We start from the raw sequence: 16,841 nt of genomic DNA on the forward strand, positions 1-16,841 counted from the left end.
CTGTGGATAAAACTTGATAACATTGTGGATTATTTTTCACAGCTTGTGGAAAATTCTTGCTATCTATGGTAAAATAAATCTAGCATTAAACTTTTAAATAGTAAAGGAGGAGAAAGGATTGAAAGAAAAACAATTTTGGAATCGTATATTAGAATTTGCACAAGAAAGACTAACTCGTTCCATGTATGATTTCTATGCTATTCAAGCTGAACTCATTAAGGTAGAAGAAAATGTTGCCACTATATTTTTACCACGATCTGAAATGGAAATGGTCTGGAAAAAACAACTAAAAGATATCATTGTAGTAGCTGGTTTTGAGATTTATGATGCTGAAATAACTCCCCACTATATTTTTACCAAGCCTCAAGATACGATTATCCCACAAGTTGAAGAAGCTCCAAATTCAACTCTCTATGACTATAGTCCAAAGTTAGCATCTATTCCTTATTCGGATACTGGATTAAAAGAAAAGTATACCTTTGATAATTTTATCCAAGGGGATGGAAATGTTTGGGCAGTATCAGCCGCCCTGGCTGTCTCTGAAGATTTGGCCTTGACCTATAATCCTCTTTTTATCTATGGAGGACCTGGGCTTGGTAAGACTCACTTACTCAATGCCATTGGGAATGAGATTTTGAAAAATATTCCTGATGCGCGTGTGAAGTACATTCCTGCTGAAAGCTTTATAAACGACTTTCTTGAACATCTGAGACTGGGTGAAATGGATAAGTTCAAAAAAACCTACCGTAGCCTCGATCTCTTGTTAATTGATGATATTCAATCGCTGAGTGGAAAAAAAGTTGCAACTCAGGAAGAATTTTTCAATACTTTCAATGTTCTCCATAACAATCAAAAACAAATTGTTCTGACTAGTGATCGTAGCCCTAAACACTTAGAGGGCCTTGAAGAAAGACTTGTCACGCGCTTTAGCTGGGGCTTGACGCAAAATATCACACCACCTGACTTTGAGACACGTATTGCCATTTTACAAAGCAAAACAGAGAATTTAGACTACCATTTCCAAAGTGATACCCTAGAATACCTAGCTGGTCAATTTGATTCAAACGTCCGAGAACTTGAAGGAGCAATAAACGACATCACTTTAATCGCCCGAGTGAAGAAGATTAAGGATATCACTATCGATATCGCTGCAGAGGCTATTAGGGCACGCAAACAAGATGTTAGCCAAATGCTCGTCATCCCAATTGATAAAATCCAAAATGAAGTTGGTAACTTTTATGGTGTCAGCGTCAAAGAAATGAAGGGAAGCAGACGCCTTCAAAATATTGTGTTAGCCCGTCAAGTAGCCATGTATTTATCTAGAGAACTAACAGATAATAGTCTTCCAAAAATTGGGAAGGAATTTGGTGGTAAAGATCACACAACAGTCATTCATGCCCATGCCAAAATTAAATCTTTGATTGATGAAGACGATAATTTACGTTTAGAAATTGAATCAATCAAAAAGAAAATCAAATAACTTGTGGATAACTTTTACTTTATTATCTTTTTTATCCACATTTTTTAAACAAGCCCAAAAACTTGATATGACTTGTTTAAAGTCTGTTTTCCACAGATTTCACAGACTCTATTATTACTATTATCCTTCTAATACTAAAAATAAATAAAGGAGAATCCATGATTCATTTTTCAATTAATAAAAATTTATTTCTACAAGCCTTAAATACTACTAAGAGAGCTATTAGCTCTAAAAATGCCATTCCTATTTTATCAACCGTCAAAATTGACGTAACCAATGAAGGTGTTACTTTAATTGGTTCAAATGGTCAAATTTCAATTGAAAATTTTATTTCTCAAAAAAATGAAGATGCTGGTTTGTTAATTACTTCTTTAGGTTCGATCCTTCTTGAAGCTTCTTTCTTCATCAATGTGGTATCTAGTCTACCTGATGTGACTCTTGATTTTAAAGAAATTGAACAAAACCAAATTGTTTTAACTAGTGGCAAATCAGAAATTACCCTAAAAGGAAAAGATAGCGAGCAATATCCACGAATCCAAGAAATTTCAGCAAGCACTCCTTTGGTTCTTGAAACAAAATTACTTAAGAAAATTATCAATGAAACAGCTTTTGCTGCAAGTACACAAGAAAGTCGTCCAATTTTAACAGGTGTTCATTTTGTATTGAGCCAACACAAAGAGTTAAAAACAGTTGCAACAGACTCTCATCGTCTAAGCCAGAAAAAATTGACTCTTGAAAAAAATAGTGATGATTTTGATGTCGTGATTCCTAGCCGTTCTCTACGCGAATTTTCAGCAGTATTTACAGATGATATTGAAACTGTAGAGATTTTCTTTGCCAACAATCAAATCCTCTTTAGAAGCGAAAATATTAGCTTCTATACTCGTTTGTTAGAAGGTAACTATCCTGATACAGATCGCTTGATTCCGACAGACTTTAACACTACTATTACTTTTGATGTGGTAAACTTACGTCAGTCAATGGAGCGTGCTCGCCTTTTATCAAGTGCGACTCAAAATGGTACTGTGAAGCTTGAAATTAAAGGTGGTATTGTTAGCGCCCATGTTCATTCTCCAGAAGTTGGTAAAGTAAACGAAGAAATCGATACTGATCAGGTGACTGGTGAAGATTTGACTATTAGTTTCAACCCAACTTACTTGATTGATTCTCTTAAGGCTTTAAATAGCGAAAAGGTGACCATTAGCTTTATCTCAGCTGTTCGTCCATTTACTCTTGTGCCAGCAGACACTGATGAAGACTTCATGCAGCTCATTACACCAGTTCGTACAAATTAAGTGAAAGAGGTTGAGCCTGGCTCGCCTCTTTTATGATATAATCTAAAAAGAGAAGGAGAGTAGTATGTATCAAGTTGGAAATTTTGTTGAAATGAAAAAACCACATGCTTGCACCATCAAGTCAACAGGTAAAAAGGCCAATCGTTGGGAAATTACACGTGTAGGAGCAGATATCAAAATTAAATGTAGCAATTGTGACCATGTTGTCATGATGGGGCGCTATGATTTTGATCGAAAAATGAATAAAATTATTGACTGAAACCCCTCAGTTAGAGGGTTAGCAAGTTTTCCCTTTTTGTGTTATAATATTAGGGATTGAAATGAAAACGGAGAATGAGAAAATATGGCTTTAACAGCAGGTATCGTTGGTTTGCCAAACGTTGGTAAATCAACACTATTTAATGCAATTACAAAAGCAGGAGCAGAGGCTGCAAACTATCCATTTGCGACGATTGATCCAAACGTTGGAATGGTTGAGGTTCCAGATGAACGCCTACAAAAATTGACTGAAATGATCACTCCTAAAAAGACAGTTCCAACAACATTTGAATTTACAGATATCGCAGGAATTGTAAAAGGAGCTTCAAAAGGAGAAGGGCTAGGGAATAAATTCTTGGCTAATATCCGTGAAGTAGACGCGATTGTTCACGTAGTTCGTGCTTTTGATGATGAAAATGTGATGCGCGAGCAAGGACGTGAAGATGCTTTTGTGGATCCACTTGCAGATATTGATACTATTAACCTGGAGTTGATTCTTGCTGACTTAGAATCAGTTAATAAGCGTTATGCGCGTGTAGAAAAGATGGCACGTACGCAAAAAGATAAAGAATCAGTAGCTGAGTTTAATGTTCTTCAAAAGATTAAACCAGTCCTAGAAGATGGAAAATCAGCTCGAACTATTGAATTTACAGATGAAGAACAAAAAGTTGTCAAAGGTCTCTTCCTTTTGACGACTAAACCAGTGCTCTATGTTGCCAATGTGGATGAGGATGTTGTTTCAGAACCTGACTCTATCGACTATGTTAAACAAATTCGTGAATTCGCAGCGACAGAAAATGCTGAAGTAGTCGTTATTTCTGCGCGTGCTGAGGAAGAAATTTCTGAGTTAGACGAAGAAGATAAGCAAGAGTTTCTTGAAGCACTTGGTTTGACAGAGTCAGGCGTTGACAAGTTGACTCGTGCAGCTTACCACTTACTTGGATTGGGAACTTACTTCACAGCTGGTGAAAAAGAAGTTCGCGCTTGGACCTTTAAACGTGGTATGAAGGCTCCTCAAGCAGCTGGTATTATCCACTCAGACTTTGAAAAAGGATTTATTCGTGCAGTAACTATGTCATATGAGGATCTAGTGAAATACGGATCTGAAAAGGCTGTAAAAGAAGCTGGGCGCTTGCGTGAAGAAGGAAAAGAATATATCGTTCAAGATGGCGATATCATGGAATTCCGCTTTAATGTCTAATAATATTTAACAAATAGTGTCAATTAGGTTGGAAAAAAATTCCAACCCTTTTGGCTTTTGAAAGGAAAAATAAATGACCAAATTACTTGTAGGATTAGGAAATCCAGGAGATAAATATTTTGAGACCAAACACAATGTTGGATTTATGTTGATTGACCAACTAGCGAAGAAACAGAATGTCACTTTTACACACGATAAGATATTTCAAGCTGACCTAGCATCCTTTTTCCTAAATGGAGAAAAAATTTATCTTGTCAAACCAACGACATTTATGAATGAAAGTGGAAAAGCGGTTCATGCTTTATTGACTTATTATGGTTTGGATATTGAAGATTTACTCATCATTTACGATGACCTTGACATGGAAGTTGGGAAAATTCGTTTAAGAGCAAAAGGTTCAGCAGGTGGTCATAATGGTATCAAGTCTATTATTCAACATATTGGAACCCAAACCTTTAATCGTGTTAAAATTGGAATCGGAAGACCTAAAAATGGCATGTCAGTTGTTCACCATGTTTTGAGTACTTTTGACAAGGATGATTATATTGGTATTTTACAGTCTATTGACAAAGTTGACGATTCTGTAAACTACTATTTACAAGAGAAAAACTTTGAAAAAACGATGCAGAGGTATAACGGATAAATGGTGACCTTATTAGATTTATTCTCAGAAAATGATCAGATAAAAAAATGGCATCAAAATCTGACAGATAAGAAAAGACAATTAATCTTAGGCTTGTCAACTTCTACAAAAACTTTAGCAATTGCTAGTAGTTTGAGACAGGAAGATAAGATTGTGTTATTGACGTCAACTTATGGAGAAGCCGAAGGACTTGTTAGTGATCTTATATCTATCTTGGGTGAGGAACTTGTCTATCCATTTTTGGTAGATGACTCCCCTATGGTCGAGTTTTTGATGTCTTCACAAGAAAAAATCATTTCACTGGTTGAAGCCTTGCGTTTTTTGACTGATTCATCTAAGAAAGGGATTTTAGTTTGTAATATCGCAGCAAGTCGATTGATTTTACCGTCTCCCAATGCATTTAAAGATAGTATTGTAAAAATAACAGTTGGTGAAGAATATGACCAACACGCACTTATCCATCAGTTAAAAGAGATAGGCTATCGAAAAGTTACACAAGTACAAACTCAAGGCGAATTTAGTCTGCGAGGAGATATTTTAGATATTTTTGAAATATCCCAGTTGGAACCTTACCGAATTGAGTTTTTTGGTGATGAAGTCGATGGTATTAGGTCATTTGAAGTCGAAACACAATTATCGAAAGAAAATCAGACAGAACTCATTATCTTTCCAGCTAGTGATATGCTTTTGAGGGAAAAGGATTATCAACGAGGACAATCAGCTTTAGAAAAACAAATTTCAAAAACGTTATCACCTATTTTAAAATCATACTTAGAAGAAATTCTTTCAAGTTTTCATCAAAAACAAATGCATTTAGATTCTAGGAAGTTTTTATCTTTGTGTTATGAGAAATCATGGACTGTATTTGATTATATTGAAAAAGATACACCAATATTCTTTGATGATTACCAGAAATTGATGAATCAGTATGAAGCATTTGAAAGAGAATTAGCGCAATACTTTACAGAAGATTTACAGAATGGTAAATCATTTTCTGAGATGCAGTATTTTGCAGATACAGAGCAAAACTATAAAAAACAAAGTCCAGTTACCTTTTTCTCCAATCTGCAAAAGGGCTTAGGAAATCTCAAGTTTGATCACATTTATCAATTTAATCAATACCCCATGCAAGAGTTTTTCAATCAGTTTTCTTTTCTAAAAGAAGAAATTGAACGATACAAAAAAATGGACTACACTATTATTCTGCAATCTAGCAATTCAATGGGAAGTAAAACATTGGAGGATGTTTTAGAGGAATACCAGATTAAATTGGACTCTAGAGATAAGTCAAGTATCTGTAAAGAATCTGTAAACTTAATCGAGGGCAATCTCAGACATGGTTTTCATTTTGTAGATGAAAAAATTCTGGTGATTACTGAACATGAGATTTTTCAAAAGAAATTAAAACGTCGTTTTCGAAGACAACATGTTTCAAATGCAGAGAGATTAAAAGATTATAATGAACTTGAGAAAGGGGACTACGTTGTTCACCATATCCATGGAATTGGTCAATATCTAGGGATTGAAACAATTGAAATCAAAGGGATACACCGCGATTATGTCAGTGTCCAATACCAAAATGGTGATCAAATCTCTATCCCAGTAGAACAGATTCATCTACTTTCCAAATACGTTTCAAGTGACGGGAAAGCTCCTAAACTCAATAAGTTAAATGATGGTCATTTTAAAAAGGCTAAGCAAAAAGTTAAGAATCAGGTAGAGGATATAGCTGACGATTTAATCAAACTCTATTCTGAGCGTAGTCAGTTGAAGGGCTTTGCTTTCTCAGCTGATGATGAAGAGCAAGATGCTTTTGATGATGCTTTTCCTTATGTTGAAACGGATGATCAACTTCGTAGTATCGAGGAAATCAAGAGAGATATGCAAGATTCTCAGCCAATGGATAGGCTATTGGTTGGGGATGTTGGTTTTGGAAAGACTGAAGTTGCAATGCGTGCAGCCTTTAAGGCAGTCAATGATAACAAACAGGTGGTCGTTCTAGTTCCGACGACGGTTTTAGCGCAACAGCACTATACGAATTTTAAGGAACGATTCCAAAATTTTGCAGTTAATATTGATGTGTTGAGTCGCTTTAGAAGTAAAAAAGAGCAGACTGAAACACTTGAAAAATTGAAAAACGGTCAAGTTGATATTTTGATTGGAACCCATCGTGTTTTGTCAAAAGATGTTGTGTTTGCTGATTTGGGCTTGATGATTATTGATGAGGAACAACGATTTGGTGTCAAGCATAAGGAAACCTTGAAAGAACTGAAAAAACAAGTAGATGTCCTGACCTTGACAGCAACGCCAATTCCTCGTACCCTTCACATGTCTATGCTGGGAATCCGAGATTTGTCTGTTATTGAAACTCCTCCAACTAATCGCTATCCTGTTCAAACCTATGTATTGGAGAAGAATGATAGTGTCATTCGTGATTCTGTCTTGCGTGAAATGGAGCGTGGAGGTCAAGTTTACTATCTTTACAATAAAGTTGACACAATTGATCAGAAGGTTTCAAAATTACAGGAGTTGATTCCAGAGGCTTCAATTGGGTATGTTCATGGGCAAATGAGTGAGATTCAGTTAGAAAATACTCTACTAGATTTCATTGAAGGTCAGTATGATATCTTGGTGACAACTACCATTATTGAGACAGGGGTGGACATTCCAAATGCCAATACTTTATTTATTGAAAATGCGGACCATATGGGCTTGTCAACCTTGTATCAGTTAAGAGGAAGAGTTGGTCGTAGTAATCGTATTGCTTATGCTTATCTCATGTATCGTCCGGAAAAATCAATCAGTGAAGTATCTGAAAAGAGATTAGAAGCAATCAAAGGATTTACAGAATTGGGCTCCGGATTTAAGATTGCAATGCGAGATCTTTCGATTCGCGGAGCAGGAAATCTTTTAGGGAAATCCCAGTCTGGTTTCATTGATTCTGTTGGTTTTGAATTGTATTCGCAATTATTGGAGGAAGCTATTGCTAAACGACATGGTAATGGGAACACAAGAACCAAAGGGAATGCTGAGTTGATTTTACAAATTGATGCCTATCTTCCTGATACCTATATTTCTGATCAACGACATAAGATTGAAATTTACAAGAAAATTCGTCAAATTGACAACCGTGCCAACTATGAAGAGTTACAAGAAGAGTTGATGGACCGCTTTGGAGAGTACCCAGACGTGGTAGCCTATCTTTTAGAGATTGGTTTGGTTAAGTCTTATCTTGACAAGGTCTTTGTTCAACGTGTGGAAAGAAAAGATAATAAGATTACAGTACAATTTGAAAAAGTCACTCAGCGATTGTTTTTGGCTCAAGATTATTTTAAATCTTTATCTGCAACGAATTTAAAAGCAGCCATAACTGAGAATAAGGGATTAATGGAAGTTGTATTTGACATCCGAAACAAGAAGGACTATGAAATTTTAGAAGGTCTGCTCATTTTTGGAGAAAGTTTATTAGAGATAAAAGAATCAAAGGAAGCAATTTCCCTTTAACATTTTTCTTCTATAAAAGGGATAAAAATGGTACAATAATAATTTGAGGTAATAAAAATGAGATTAGACAAATATTTAAAAGTATCAAGAATTATCAAGCGTCGTACAGTCGCAAAAGAAGTAGCAGATAAAGGTAGAATCAAGGTAAATGGAATCTTGGCAAAAAGTTCAACGGATTTGAAAGTTAATGACCAAGTTGAAATTCGATTTGGAAATAAGTTGCTACTTGTAAAAGTACTGGAGATGAAAGATAGTACAAAAAAAGAAGATGCAGCAGGCATGTATGAAATTATCAGTGAAACACGGGTAGAAGAAAATGTCTAAAAATATCGTACAATTGAATAATTCTTTTATTCAAAATGAACACCAACGTCGTCGCTATCTGATGAAAGAACGACAAAAACGTAATCGTTTCATGGGTTGGGTTCTTATTTTGATGATTTTATTGTTCATTTTACCAACTTATAATCTTGCTCAAAGTTATCACCAATTACTCCAAAGACGTCAACAGTTATCAGACTTGCAAACTCAGTATCAAACCTTAAGTGAGGAAAAGGAGAAAGAGACAGCTTTTGCTACAAAGTTGAAAGATGAAGATTACGCTGCTAAATACATGCGTGCAAAATATTATTATTCTAAGAATCGGGAAGCTGTTTATACGATTCCTGACTTGCTCCCAAGGTGATAAAATGGAAAATTTATTAGATGTAATAGAGCAATTTTTGAGTCTATCGGATGAAAAACTAGAAGAGTTGGCTGATAAAAATCAATTATTGCGTTTACAAGAAGAAAAGGAAAGGAAGAATGCGTAAGTTCTTAATTATTTTGTTGCTACCGAGTTTTTTGACTATTTCAAAAGTCGTTAGCACAGAAAAAGAAGTCGTCTATACTTCGAAAGAAATTTATTACCTTTCACAATCTGACTTTGGTATTTATTTTAGAGAAAAATTAAGTTCTCCCATGGTTTATGGAGAGGTTCCTGTTTATGCGAATGAAGATTTAGTAGTGGAATCTGGAAAATTGACTCCCCAAACAAGTTTTCAAATAACCGAGTGGCACTTAAATAAACAAGGAATTCCGGTATTTAAGCTATCAAATCATCAATTTATAGCTGCGGACAAACGATTTTTATATGATCAATCAGAGGTAACTCCAACAATAAAAAAAGTATGGTTAGAATCTGATTTTAAACTGTACAATAGTCCTTATGACTTAAAAGAAGTGAAATCATCCTTATCAGCTTATTCGCAAGTATCAATTGATAAGACCATGTTTGTAGAAGGAAGAGAATTTCTACATATTGATCAGGCTGGATGGGTAGCTAAAGAATCAACTTCTGAAGAAGATAATCGGATGAGTAAAGTCCAAGAAATGTTATCGGAAAAATATCAGAAGGATTCATTTTCTATTTATGTTAAGCAACTGACTACTGGAAAAGAAGCTGGTATCAATCAAGATGAAAAGATGTATGCGGCTAGTGTTTTGAAACTCCCTTATCTTTATTATACGCAAGAAAAAATAAATGAAGGTCTTTATCAGTTAGATACGACTGTAAAATACATATCTGCAGTCAATGATTTTCCTGGTTCCTATAAACCAGAAGGAAGTGGTAGTCTTCCTAAAAAAGAGGATAATAAAGAGTATTCTCTAAAGGATTTAATTACGAAAGTATCAAAAGAATCTGATAATGTAGCTCATAATCTATTGGGATATTACATTTCAAACCAATCTGATGCCACATTCAAATCCAAGATGTCTGCTATTATGGGAGATGATTGGGATTCCAAAGAAAAATTGATTTCTTCTAAGATGGCTGGGAAGGTTATGGAGGCAATTTATAATCAAAATGGATTTGTATTGGAGTCTTTGACTAAAACAGATTTTGATAATGAGAGAATTGCCAAAGGTGTTTCTGTTAAAGTAGCTCATAAAATTGGAGATGCGGATGAATTTAAGCATGATACAGGTGTTGTCTATGCAGATTCTCCATTTATTCTTTCTATTTTCACTAAAAATTCTGATTATGATACGATTTCTAAGATAGCCAAAGATGTTTATGAGGTTCTAAAATGAGGGAACAAGATTTTTTAAATCATTTTCTCAAGAAGGGATATTTCAAAAAGCATGCTAAGGTGGTTCTAGCTCTTTCTGGTGGATTAGATTCTATGTTTCTATTTAAGGTGTTATCTACGTATCAAAAAGAGTTAGAAATTGAATTGATTCTAGCTCATGTGAATCATAAGCAGAGAGTAGAATCAGATTGGGAAGAACAGGAATTAAGGAAGTTAGCTGCTGAAGCAGAGCTTCCTATTTATATCAGCAATTTTTCAGGAGAATTTTCAGAAGCGCGTGCACGAAATTTTCGTTATGATTTTTTTCAAGAGGTCATGAAAAAGACAGGTGCGACAGCCTTAGTCACTGCCCACCATGCTGATGATCAGGTGGAAACGATTTTGATGCGCTTGATTCGAGGAACTCGTTTGCGCTATCTATCAGGAATTAAGGAGAAGCAAGTAGTCGGAGAGATAGAAATCATTCGTCCCTTCTTGCATTTTCAGAAAAAAGACTTCCTATCAATTTTTCATTTTGAAGATACATCAAATAAGGAAAATCATTATTTTCGCAATCGTATTCGAAACTCATACTTACCAGAATTAGAAAAAGAAAATCCTAGATTTAGAGATGCAATCTTAAGTATCGGTAATGAAATTTTAGATTATGACTTAGCTATAGCTGAATTATCAAAAAATATTGATGTAGAAAATTTATATCAGCTATTGTCTTACTCTGAGTCGACACAAAGAGTTTTACTTCAAACTTATCTGAATCATTTTCCAGATTTGAATCTTACAAAAGCTCAGTTTGAAGAAGTTAGACAAATTTTAAAAACTAAAAGCCAGTATCGTCATCCGCTTAAAAATGGTTATGAATTAGTAAAAGAGTATCAACAGTTTCGGATTTGTAAAATCAGTCCTCAGTCTGATGAAAAGGAAGATGAACTTGTGTTACACTATCAAAATCAGGTATCTTATCAAGGATATTTATTTTCCTTTGGACTTCCTTTAGATGGTGAATTAATTCAGCAGGTACCTGTTTCACGGGAAACATCAGTACACATTCGTCATCGGAAAACAGGAGATTTTTTGATTCAAAATGGGCATAGAAAAAAACTCAGACGTCTATTTATTGATTTGAAAATCCCTATGGAAAAGCGAAAATCAGCTCTGATTATTGAGCAATTTGGTGAAATTGTCTCAATTTTGGGAATTGCGACCAGTAATTTGAGTAAAAACACGAAAAATGATATAATGAACACTGTACTTTATATAGAAAAAATAGATAGGTAAAAAAATGTTAGAAAACGATATTAAAAAAATCCTCGTTTCACACGATGAAATTACAGAAGCTGCTAAAAAATTAGGTGCTCAATTAACTAAAGACTATGCAGGAAAAAATCCAATCTTAGTTGGGATTTTAAAAGGATCTATTCCTTTTATGGCTGAATTAGTCAAACATATCGACACACATATTGAAATGGACTTCATGATGGTTTCTAGCTATCATGGTGGAACAGCAAGTAGCGGTGTCATCAATATCAAGCAAGATGTAACTCAAGACATCAAAGGAAGACATGTTTTATTTGTAGAAGATATCATTGATACAGGTCAAACTTTGAAGAATTTGCGAGATATGTTTATTGCAAGAGAAGCAGCTTCTGTTCACATTGCAACCTTGTTGGATAAACCAGAAGGACGTGTTGTAGAAATTGAGGCTGACTATACCTGCTTTACTATTCCAAATGAGTTTGTAGTAGGTTATGGTTTAGACTACAAAGAAAATTATCGTAACCTTCCTTATGTTGGAGTATTGAAAGAAGAAGTATATTCAAATTAGAAAGAACAATTTTTAATGAAAAAACAAAATAATGGTTTAATTAAAAATCCTTTTCTATGGTTATTACTTATTTTTTTCCTAGTTACAGCTTACCAGTATTTCAGTACAGGTAGTGTTGCAGGGAAAAGTGAGCAAATTAATTATACAGAATTGGTAAAAGAAATTACCGATGACAATGTAAAAGAATTAACCTACCAACCAAATGGCAGTGTTATCGAGATTTCGGGTGTCTATAAAAATCCTAAAACAAGTAAAGAAGAAACAGGTATCCAGTTCTTTTCTCCTTCTGCTACAACAGTAGAGAAATTTTCAAGTATTATTCTTCCTTCAGATACTACAGTATCAGAATTGCAAAAGCTTGCTTCTGACCATAAAGCGGAAGTAACTATTAAGCATGAAAGTTCAAGTGGTATGTGGATTAATATTCTTGTATCCATTGTGCCATTCGGTATCCTCTTCTTCTTCCTCTTCTCGATGATGGGAAATATGGGAGGAAATAATAGCCGTAACCCGATGAGTTTTGGACGTAGTAAGGCTAAAGCTGCAAATAAAGAAGATATTAAAGTAAGATTTTCAGATGTGGCTGGAGCTGAGGAAGAAAAACAAGAACTAGTTGAAGTTGTTGAATTTCTAAAAGATCCAAAACGATTTACAAAACTTGGAGCTCGTATTCCAGCAGGTGTCCTTCTGGAGGGACCTCCGGGAACAGGTAAAACTTTGCTTGCTAAGGCAGTCGCCGGAGAAGCAGGTGTTCCATTCTTTAGTATTTCAGGTTCTGACTTTGTAGAAATGTTTGTCGGAGTTGGAGCTAGTCGTGTTCGTTCTCTTTTTGAAGATGCCAAAAAAGCAGCACCAGCTATTATCTTTATCGATGAAATTGATGCTGTTGGACGTCAACGTGGAGTTGGTCTTGGTGGAGGAAATGACGAACGTGAACAAACCTTGAACCAACTTTTGATTGAGATGGATGGTTTTGAGGGAAATGAAGGGATTATCGTTATCGCTGCGACAAACCGTTCAGATGTACTTGATCCTGCCCTTTTACGTCCAGGACGTTTTGATAGAAAAGTATTGGTTGGCCGTCCTGATGTTAAAGGTCGCGAAGCAATCTTGAAAGTTCATGCTAAGAACAAGCCTTTAGCGGAAAATGTTGATTTGAAATTAGTTGCCCAACAAACTCCAGGTTTTGTTGGTGCTGATTTAGAGAATGTATTGAATGAAGCTGCTTTAGTCGCTGCTCGTCGCAATAAATCGATAATTGATGCTTCAGATATTGATGAAGCAGAAGATAGAGTTATTGCTGGACCTTCTAAGAAAGATAAGACAGTTTCACAAAAAGAACGTGAATTGGTTGCCTATCATGAGGCAGGACATACCATTGTTGGTCTAGTCTTGTCGAATGCTCGTGTTGTTCATAAAGTTACTATCGTACCACGCGGCCGTGCAGGTGGTTATATGATTGCACTTCCTAAAGAGGATCAAATGCTTCTATCTAAAGAAGATATGAAAGAGCAATTGGCTGGTTTAATGGGTGGACGTGTAGCCGAAGAAATTATCTTTAATGTCCAAACTACAGGAGCTTCAAATGACTTTGAACAGGCGACACAAATGGCGCGTGCAATGGTTACAGAGTACGGTATGAGTGAAAAACTAGGTCCAGTTCAATATGAGGGCAATCATGCTATGTTTGGTGCACAGAGCCCTCAAAAATCAATCTCAGAACAAACAGCTTATGAAATTGACGAAGAGGTTCGTTCATTATTGAATGAAGCACGAAATAAAGCTGCTGAAATTATTCAGTCAAATCGTGAAACTCACAAGTTGATTGCAGAAGCATTATTGAAATACGAAACATTGGATAGTACACAAATTAAAGCTCTTTACGAAACAGGAAAGATGCCTGAAACCGTAGAAGAGGAATCTCATGCATTATCTTATGATGAAGTAAAGTCAAAAATGAATGATGAAATATAACCCTGAGAGAGGCGTGACCTCTCTTTTTTGTGCAGTTGAGACGGTAAAGGAGACAGAATAGGCGAAATGGTCCCAATTAAGTTCTTGATTTGTTAGACTGTATCTAGAAAGGGGAACGTTATGTTTAAAGAATTATATGAAGAAGTCCAGGGGATTGTATATAAGTGTAGAAATGAATATCATCTCCATTTATGGGAGCTATCAGATTGGGACCAAGAGGGAATGATTTGCTTACATGAATTGATTAGTAGAGAAGAAGGAATAGTAGAAGATATCCCACGCTTACGTAAATACTTCAAAACTAAATTCCGTAATCGGATCCTAGACTATATCCGTAAGCAGGAAAGCCAGAAGCGTAGATATGATAAAGAACCCTATGAAGAAGTAGGTGAGATTAGTCATCGTATCAGTGAGGGAGGTATGTGGCTAGATGAGTATTATCTCTTTCATGAGACACTAAGAGATTATAGAAACAAACAAAGTAAAGACAAACAAGAAGAGTTAGAACGCGTCTTAAGACATGAACGCTTCCGAGGGCGTCAAAGAGTATTGAGAGACTTACGTATTGTGTTTAAGGAGTTTGATATCCGTACTCATTAGGGAGTCATACAAAAAAACATAAAAAGTTTAAAAAAGTAGTTGACAAGTCAGAAAAAGTCTGTATAATAGTAAGAGTTGAAAATAACAGCTCAGGTCCGTTGGTCAAGGGGTTAAGACACCGCCTTTTCACGGCGGTAACACGGGTTCGAATCCCGTACGGACTATGGTATGTTGCGGTTGAGGCACTTGATGAAAAAAGATTAAAAAAGTTTCAAAAAAGTGTTGACAAGCGAAAGCGACTGTGATATACTAATATAGTTGTCACTTGAGAGAAGCAAGTGACAAAGACCTTTGAAAACTGAACAAGACGAACCAATGTGCAGGGCACTATAACTAAGGTTATAGTACTGAACAATGAAAAAACAATAAATCTGTCAGTGACAGAAATGAGTGAGAACTCAAACTTTTAATGAGAGTTTGATCCTGGCTCAGGACGAACGCTGGCGGCGTGCCTAATACATGCAAGTAGAACGCTGAAGGAGGAGCTTGCTTCTCCGGATGAGTTGCGAACGGGTGAGTAACGCGTAGGTAACCTGCCTGGTAGCGGGGGATAACTATTGGAAACGATAGCTAATACCGCATAAGAGTAGATGTTGCATGACATTTGCTTAAAAGGTGCAATTGCATCACTACCAGATGGACCTGCGTTGTATTAGCTAGTTGGTGGGGTAACGGCTCACCAAGGCGACGATACATAGCCGACCTGAGAGGGTGATCGGCCACACTGGGACTGAGACACGGCCCAGACTCCTACGGGAGGCAGCAGTAGGGAATCTTCGGCAATGGACGGAAGTCTGACCGAGCAACGCCGCGTGAGTGAAGAAGGTTTTCGGATCGTAAAGCTCTGTTGTAAGAGAAGAACGAGTGTGAGAGTGGAAAGTTCACACTGTGACGGTATCTTACCAGAAAGGGACGGCTAACTACGTGCCAGCAGCCGCGGTAATACGTAGGTCCCGAGCGTTGTCCGGATTTATTGGGCGTAAAGCGAGCGCAGGCGGTTAGATAAGTCTGAAGTTAAAGGCTGTGGCTTAACCATAGTACGCTTTGGAAACTGTTTAACTTGAGTGCAAGAGGGGAGAGTGGAATTCCATGTGTAGCGGTGAAATGCGTAGATATATGGAGGAACACCGGTGGCGAAAGCGGCTCTCTGGCTTGTAACTGACGCTGAGGCTCGAAAGCGTGGGGAGCAAACAGGATTAGATACCCTGGTAGTCCACGCCGTAAACGATGAGTGCTAGGTGTTAGACCCTTTCCGGGGTTTAGTGCCGCAGCTAACGCATTAAGCACTCCGCCTGGGGAGTACGACCGCAAGGTTGAAACTCAAAGGAATTGACGGGGGCCCGCACAAGCGGTGGAGCATGTGGTTTAATTCGAAGCAACGCGAAGAACCTTACCAGGTCTTGACATCCCTCTGACCGCTCTAGAGATAGAGTTTTCCTTCGGGACAGAGGTGACAGGTGGTGCATGGTTGTCGTCAGCTCGTGTCGTGAGATGTTGGGTTAAGTCCCGCAACGAGCGCAACCCCTATTGTTAGTTGCCATCATTTAGTTGGGCACTCTAGCGAGACTGCCGGTAATAAACCGGAGGAAGGTGGGGATGACGTCAAATCATCATGCCCCTTATGACCTGGGCTACACACGTGCTACAATGGCTGGTACAACGAGTCGCAAGCCGGTGACGGCAAGCTAATCTCTTAAAGCCAGTCTCAGTTCGGATTGTAGGCTGCAACTCGCCTACATGAAGTCGGAATCGCTAGTAATCGCGGATCAGCACGCCGCGGTGAATACGTTCCCGGGCCTTGTACACACCGCCCGTCACACCACGAGAGTTTGTAACACCCGAAGTCGGTGAGGTAACCTTTTAGGAGCCAGCCGCCTAAGGTGGGATAGATGATTGGGGTGAAGTCGTAACAAGGTAGCCGTATCGGAAGGTGCGGCTGGATCACCTCCTTTCTAAGGATAAGGAACTGCGCATTGGTCTTGTTTAGTCTTG

General features: G+C 37.1%; 14 protein-coding genes, 1 tRNA gene and 1 rRNA gene. All 16 read left to right on the forward strand.

Annotated features, from left to right (window positions below; genetic code table 11):
- Nucleotides 1-118: 118 nt before the first annotated feature.
- The 16 genes from dnaA to SM12261_RS00075 all read left to right on the forward strand — a co-directional run bounded on the left by dnaA (nt 119) and on the right by SM12261_RS00075 (nt 16,801).
- A complete protein-coding gene (gene dnaA / locus SM12261_RS00005) occupies nt 119-1,480 on the forward strand; it encodes a chromosomal replication initiator protein DnaA (protein WP_000660620.1) in 1,362 nt (453 codons plus the stop codon).
- Nucleotides 1,481-1,638: 158 nt separating this feature from the next.
- Nucleotides 1,639-2,775 (forward strand): DNA polymerase III subunit beta, encoded by a 1,137-nt coding sequence (gene dnaN, locus SM12261_RS00010; protein ID WP_000581174.1) that lies wholly within the window; start codon nt 1,639-1,641, stop codon nt 2,773-2,775.
- Nucleotides 2,776-2,839: 64 nt separating this feature from the next.
- Nucleotides 2,840-3,034, forward strand: a complete 195-nt coding sequence (locus tag SM12261_RS00015) for a DUF951 domain-containing protein (RefSeq protein ID WP_000285186.1) — start codon at nt 2,840-2,842, stop codon at nt 3,032-3,034.
- An 84-nt stretch (nt 3,035-3,118) separates the two neighbouring features.
- Nucleotides 3,119-4,234, forward strand: a complete 1,116-nt coding sequence (gene ychF, locus SM12261_RS00020; protein WP_001218713.1) for a redox-regulated ATPase YchF — start codon at nt 3,119-3,121, stop codon at nt 4,232-4,234.
- A 73-nt stretch (nt 4,235-4,307) separates the two neighbouring features.
- Complete coding sequence (gene pth / locus SM12261_RS00025) at nt 4,308-4,877, forward strand: aminoacyl-tRNA hydrolase (RefSeq protein WP_000163936.1); 570 nt, start codon at nt 4,308-4,310, stop codon at nt 4,875-4,877.
- Nucleotides 4,878-8,381: a transcription-repair coupling factor gene (gene mfd, locus SM12261_RS00030; protein ID WP_000258124.1), complete on the forward strand. Its 3,504-nt coding sequence runs from the start codon at nt 4,878-4,880 to the stop codon at nt 8,379-8,381.
- 57 nt (nt 8,382-8,438) lie between these two features.
- On the forward strand, nt 8,439-8,705 hold the full coding sequence (locus SM12261_RS00035; protein ID WP_001234978.1) for an RNA-binding S4 domain-containing protein: 267 nt from the start codon (nt 8,439-8,441) through the stop codon (nt 8,703-8,705).
- Complete coding sequence (locus SM12261_RS00040; protein ID WP_000041905.1) at nt 8,698-9,066, forward strand: septum formation initiator family protein; 369 nt, start codon at nt 8,698-8,700, stop codon at nt 9,064-9,066. Before SM12261_RS00035 ends, SM12261_RS00040 begins: the two co-directional genes overlap by 8 nt.
- Nucleotides 9,067-9,070: 4 nt before the next feature.
- A complete protein-coding gene (locus SM12261_RS09665; RefSeq protein WP_000429334.1) occupies nt 9,071-9,193 on the forward strand; it encodes an SP_0009 family protein in 123 nt (40 codons plus the stop codon).
- Nucleotides 9,186-10,454 (forward strand): serine hydrolase, encoded by a 1,269-nt coding sequence (locus tag SM12261_RS00045; protein WP_004255257.1) that lies wholly within the window; start codon nt 9,186-9,188, stop codon nt 10,452-10,454. The genes SM12261_RS09665 and SM12261_RS00045 overlap by 8 nt, the downstream gene beginning before the upstream one ends.
- Complete coding sequence (gene tilS, locus SM12261_RS00050) at nt 10,451-11,728, forward strand: tRNA lysidine(34) synthetase TilS (protein WP_001209052.1); 1,278 nt, start codon at nt 10,451-10,453, stop codon at nt 11,726-11,728. The genes SM12261_RS00045 and tilS overlap by 4 nt, the downstream gene beginning before the upstream one ends.
- A 4-nt stretch (nt 11,729-11,732) precedes the next feature.
- On the forward strand, nt 11,733-12,275 hold the full coding sequence (gene hpt / locus SM12261_RS00055; RefSeq protein ID WP_000892173.1) for a hypoxanthine phosphoribosyltransferase: 543 nt from the start codon (nt 11,733-11,735) through the stop codon (nt 12,273-12,275).
- A 15-nt stretch (nt 12,276-12,290) separates the two neighbouring features.
- Nucleotides 12,291-14,249 carry an ATP-dependent zinc metalloprotease FtsH gene (gene ftsH / locus SM12261_RS00060; protein ID WP_000744563.1) on the forward strand — a complete coding sequence of 653 codons (1,959 nt, stop codon included), beginning with the start codon at nt 12,291-12,293 and terminating at the stop codon, nt 14,247-14,249.
- A 120-nt stretch (nt 14,250-14,369) separates the two neighbouring features.
- Nucleotides 14,370-14,849, forward strand: a complete 480-nt coding sequence (locus SM12261_RS00065) for a sigma-70 RNA polymerase sigma factor region 4 domain-containing protein (RefSeq protein ID WP_000471939.1) — start codon at nt 14,370-14,372, stop codon at nt 14,847-14,849.
- 92 nt (nt 14,850-14,941) lie between these two features.
- A tRNA-Glu gene (locus SM12261_RS00070) sits at nt 14,942-15,013 on the forward strand.
- A 241-nt stretch (nt 15,014-15,254) separates the two neighbouring features.
- Nucleotides 15,255-16,801 (forward strand): 16S ribosomal RNA (locus SM12261_RS00075).
- Nucleotides 16,802-16,841 lie beyond the last annotated feature (40 nt).

Source organism: Streptococcus mitis NCTC 12261, assembly GCF_000148585.2.
GTDB classification, from domain to species: domain Bacteria; phylum Bacillota; class Bacilli; order Lactobacillales; family Streptococcaceae; genus Streptococcus; species Streptococcus mitis.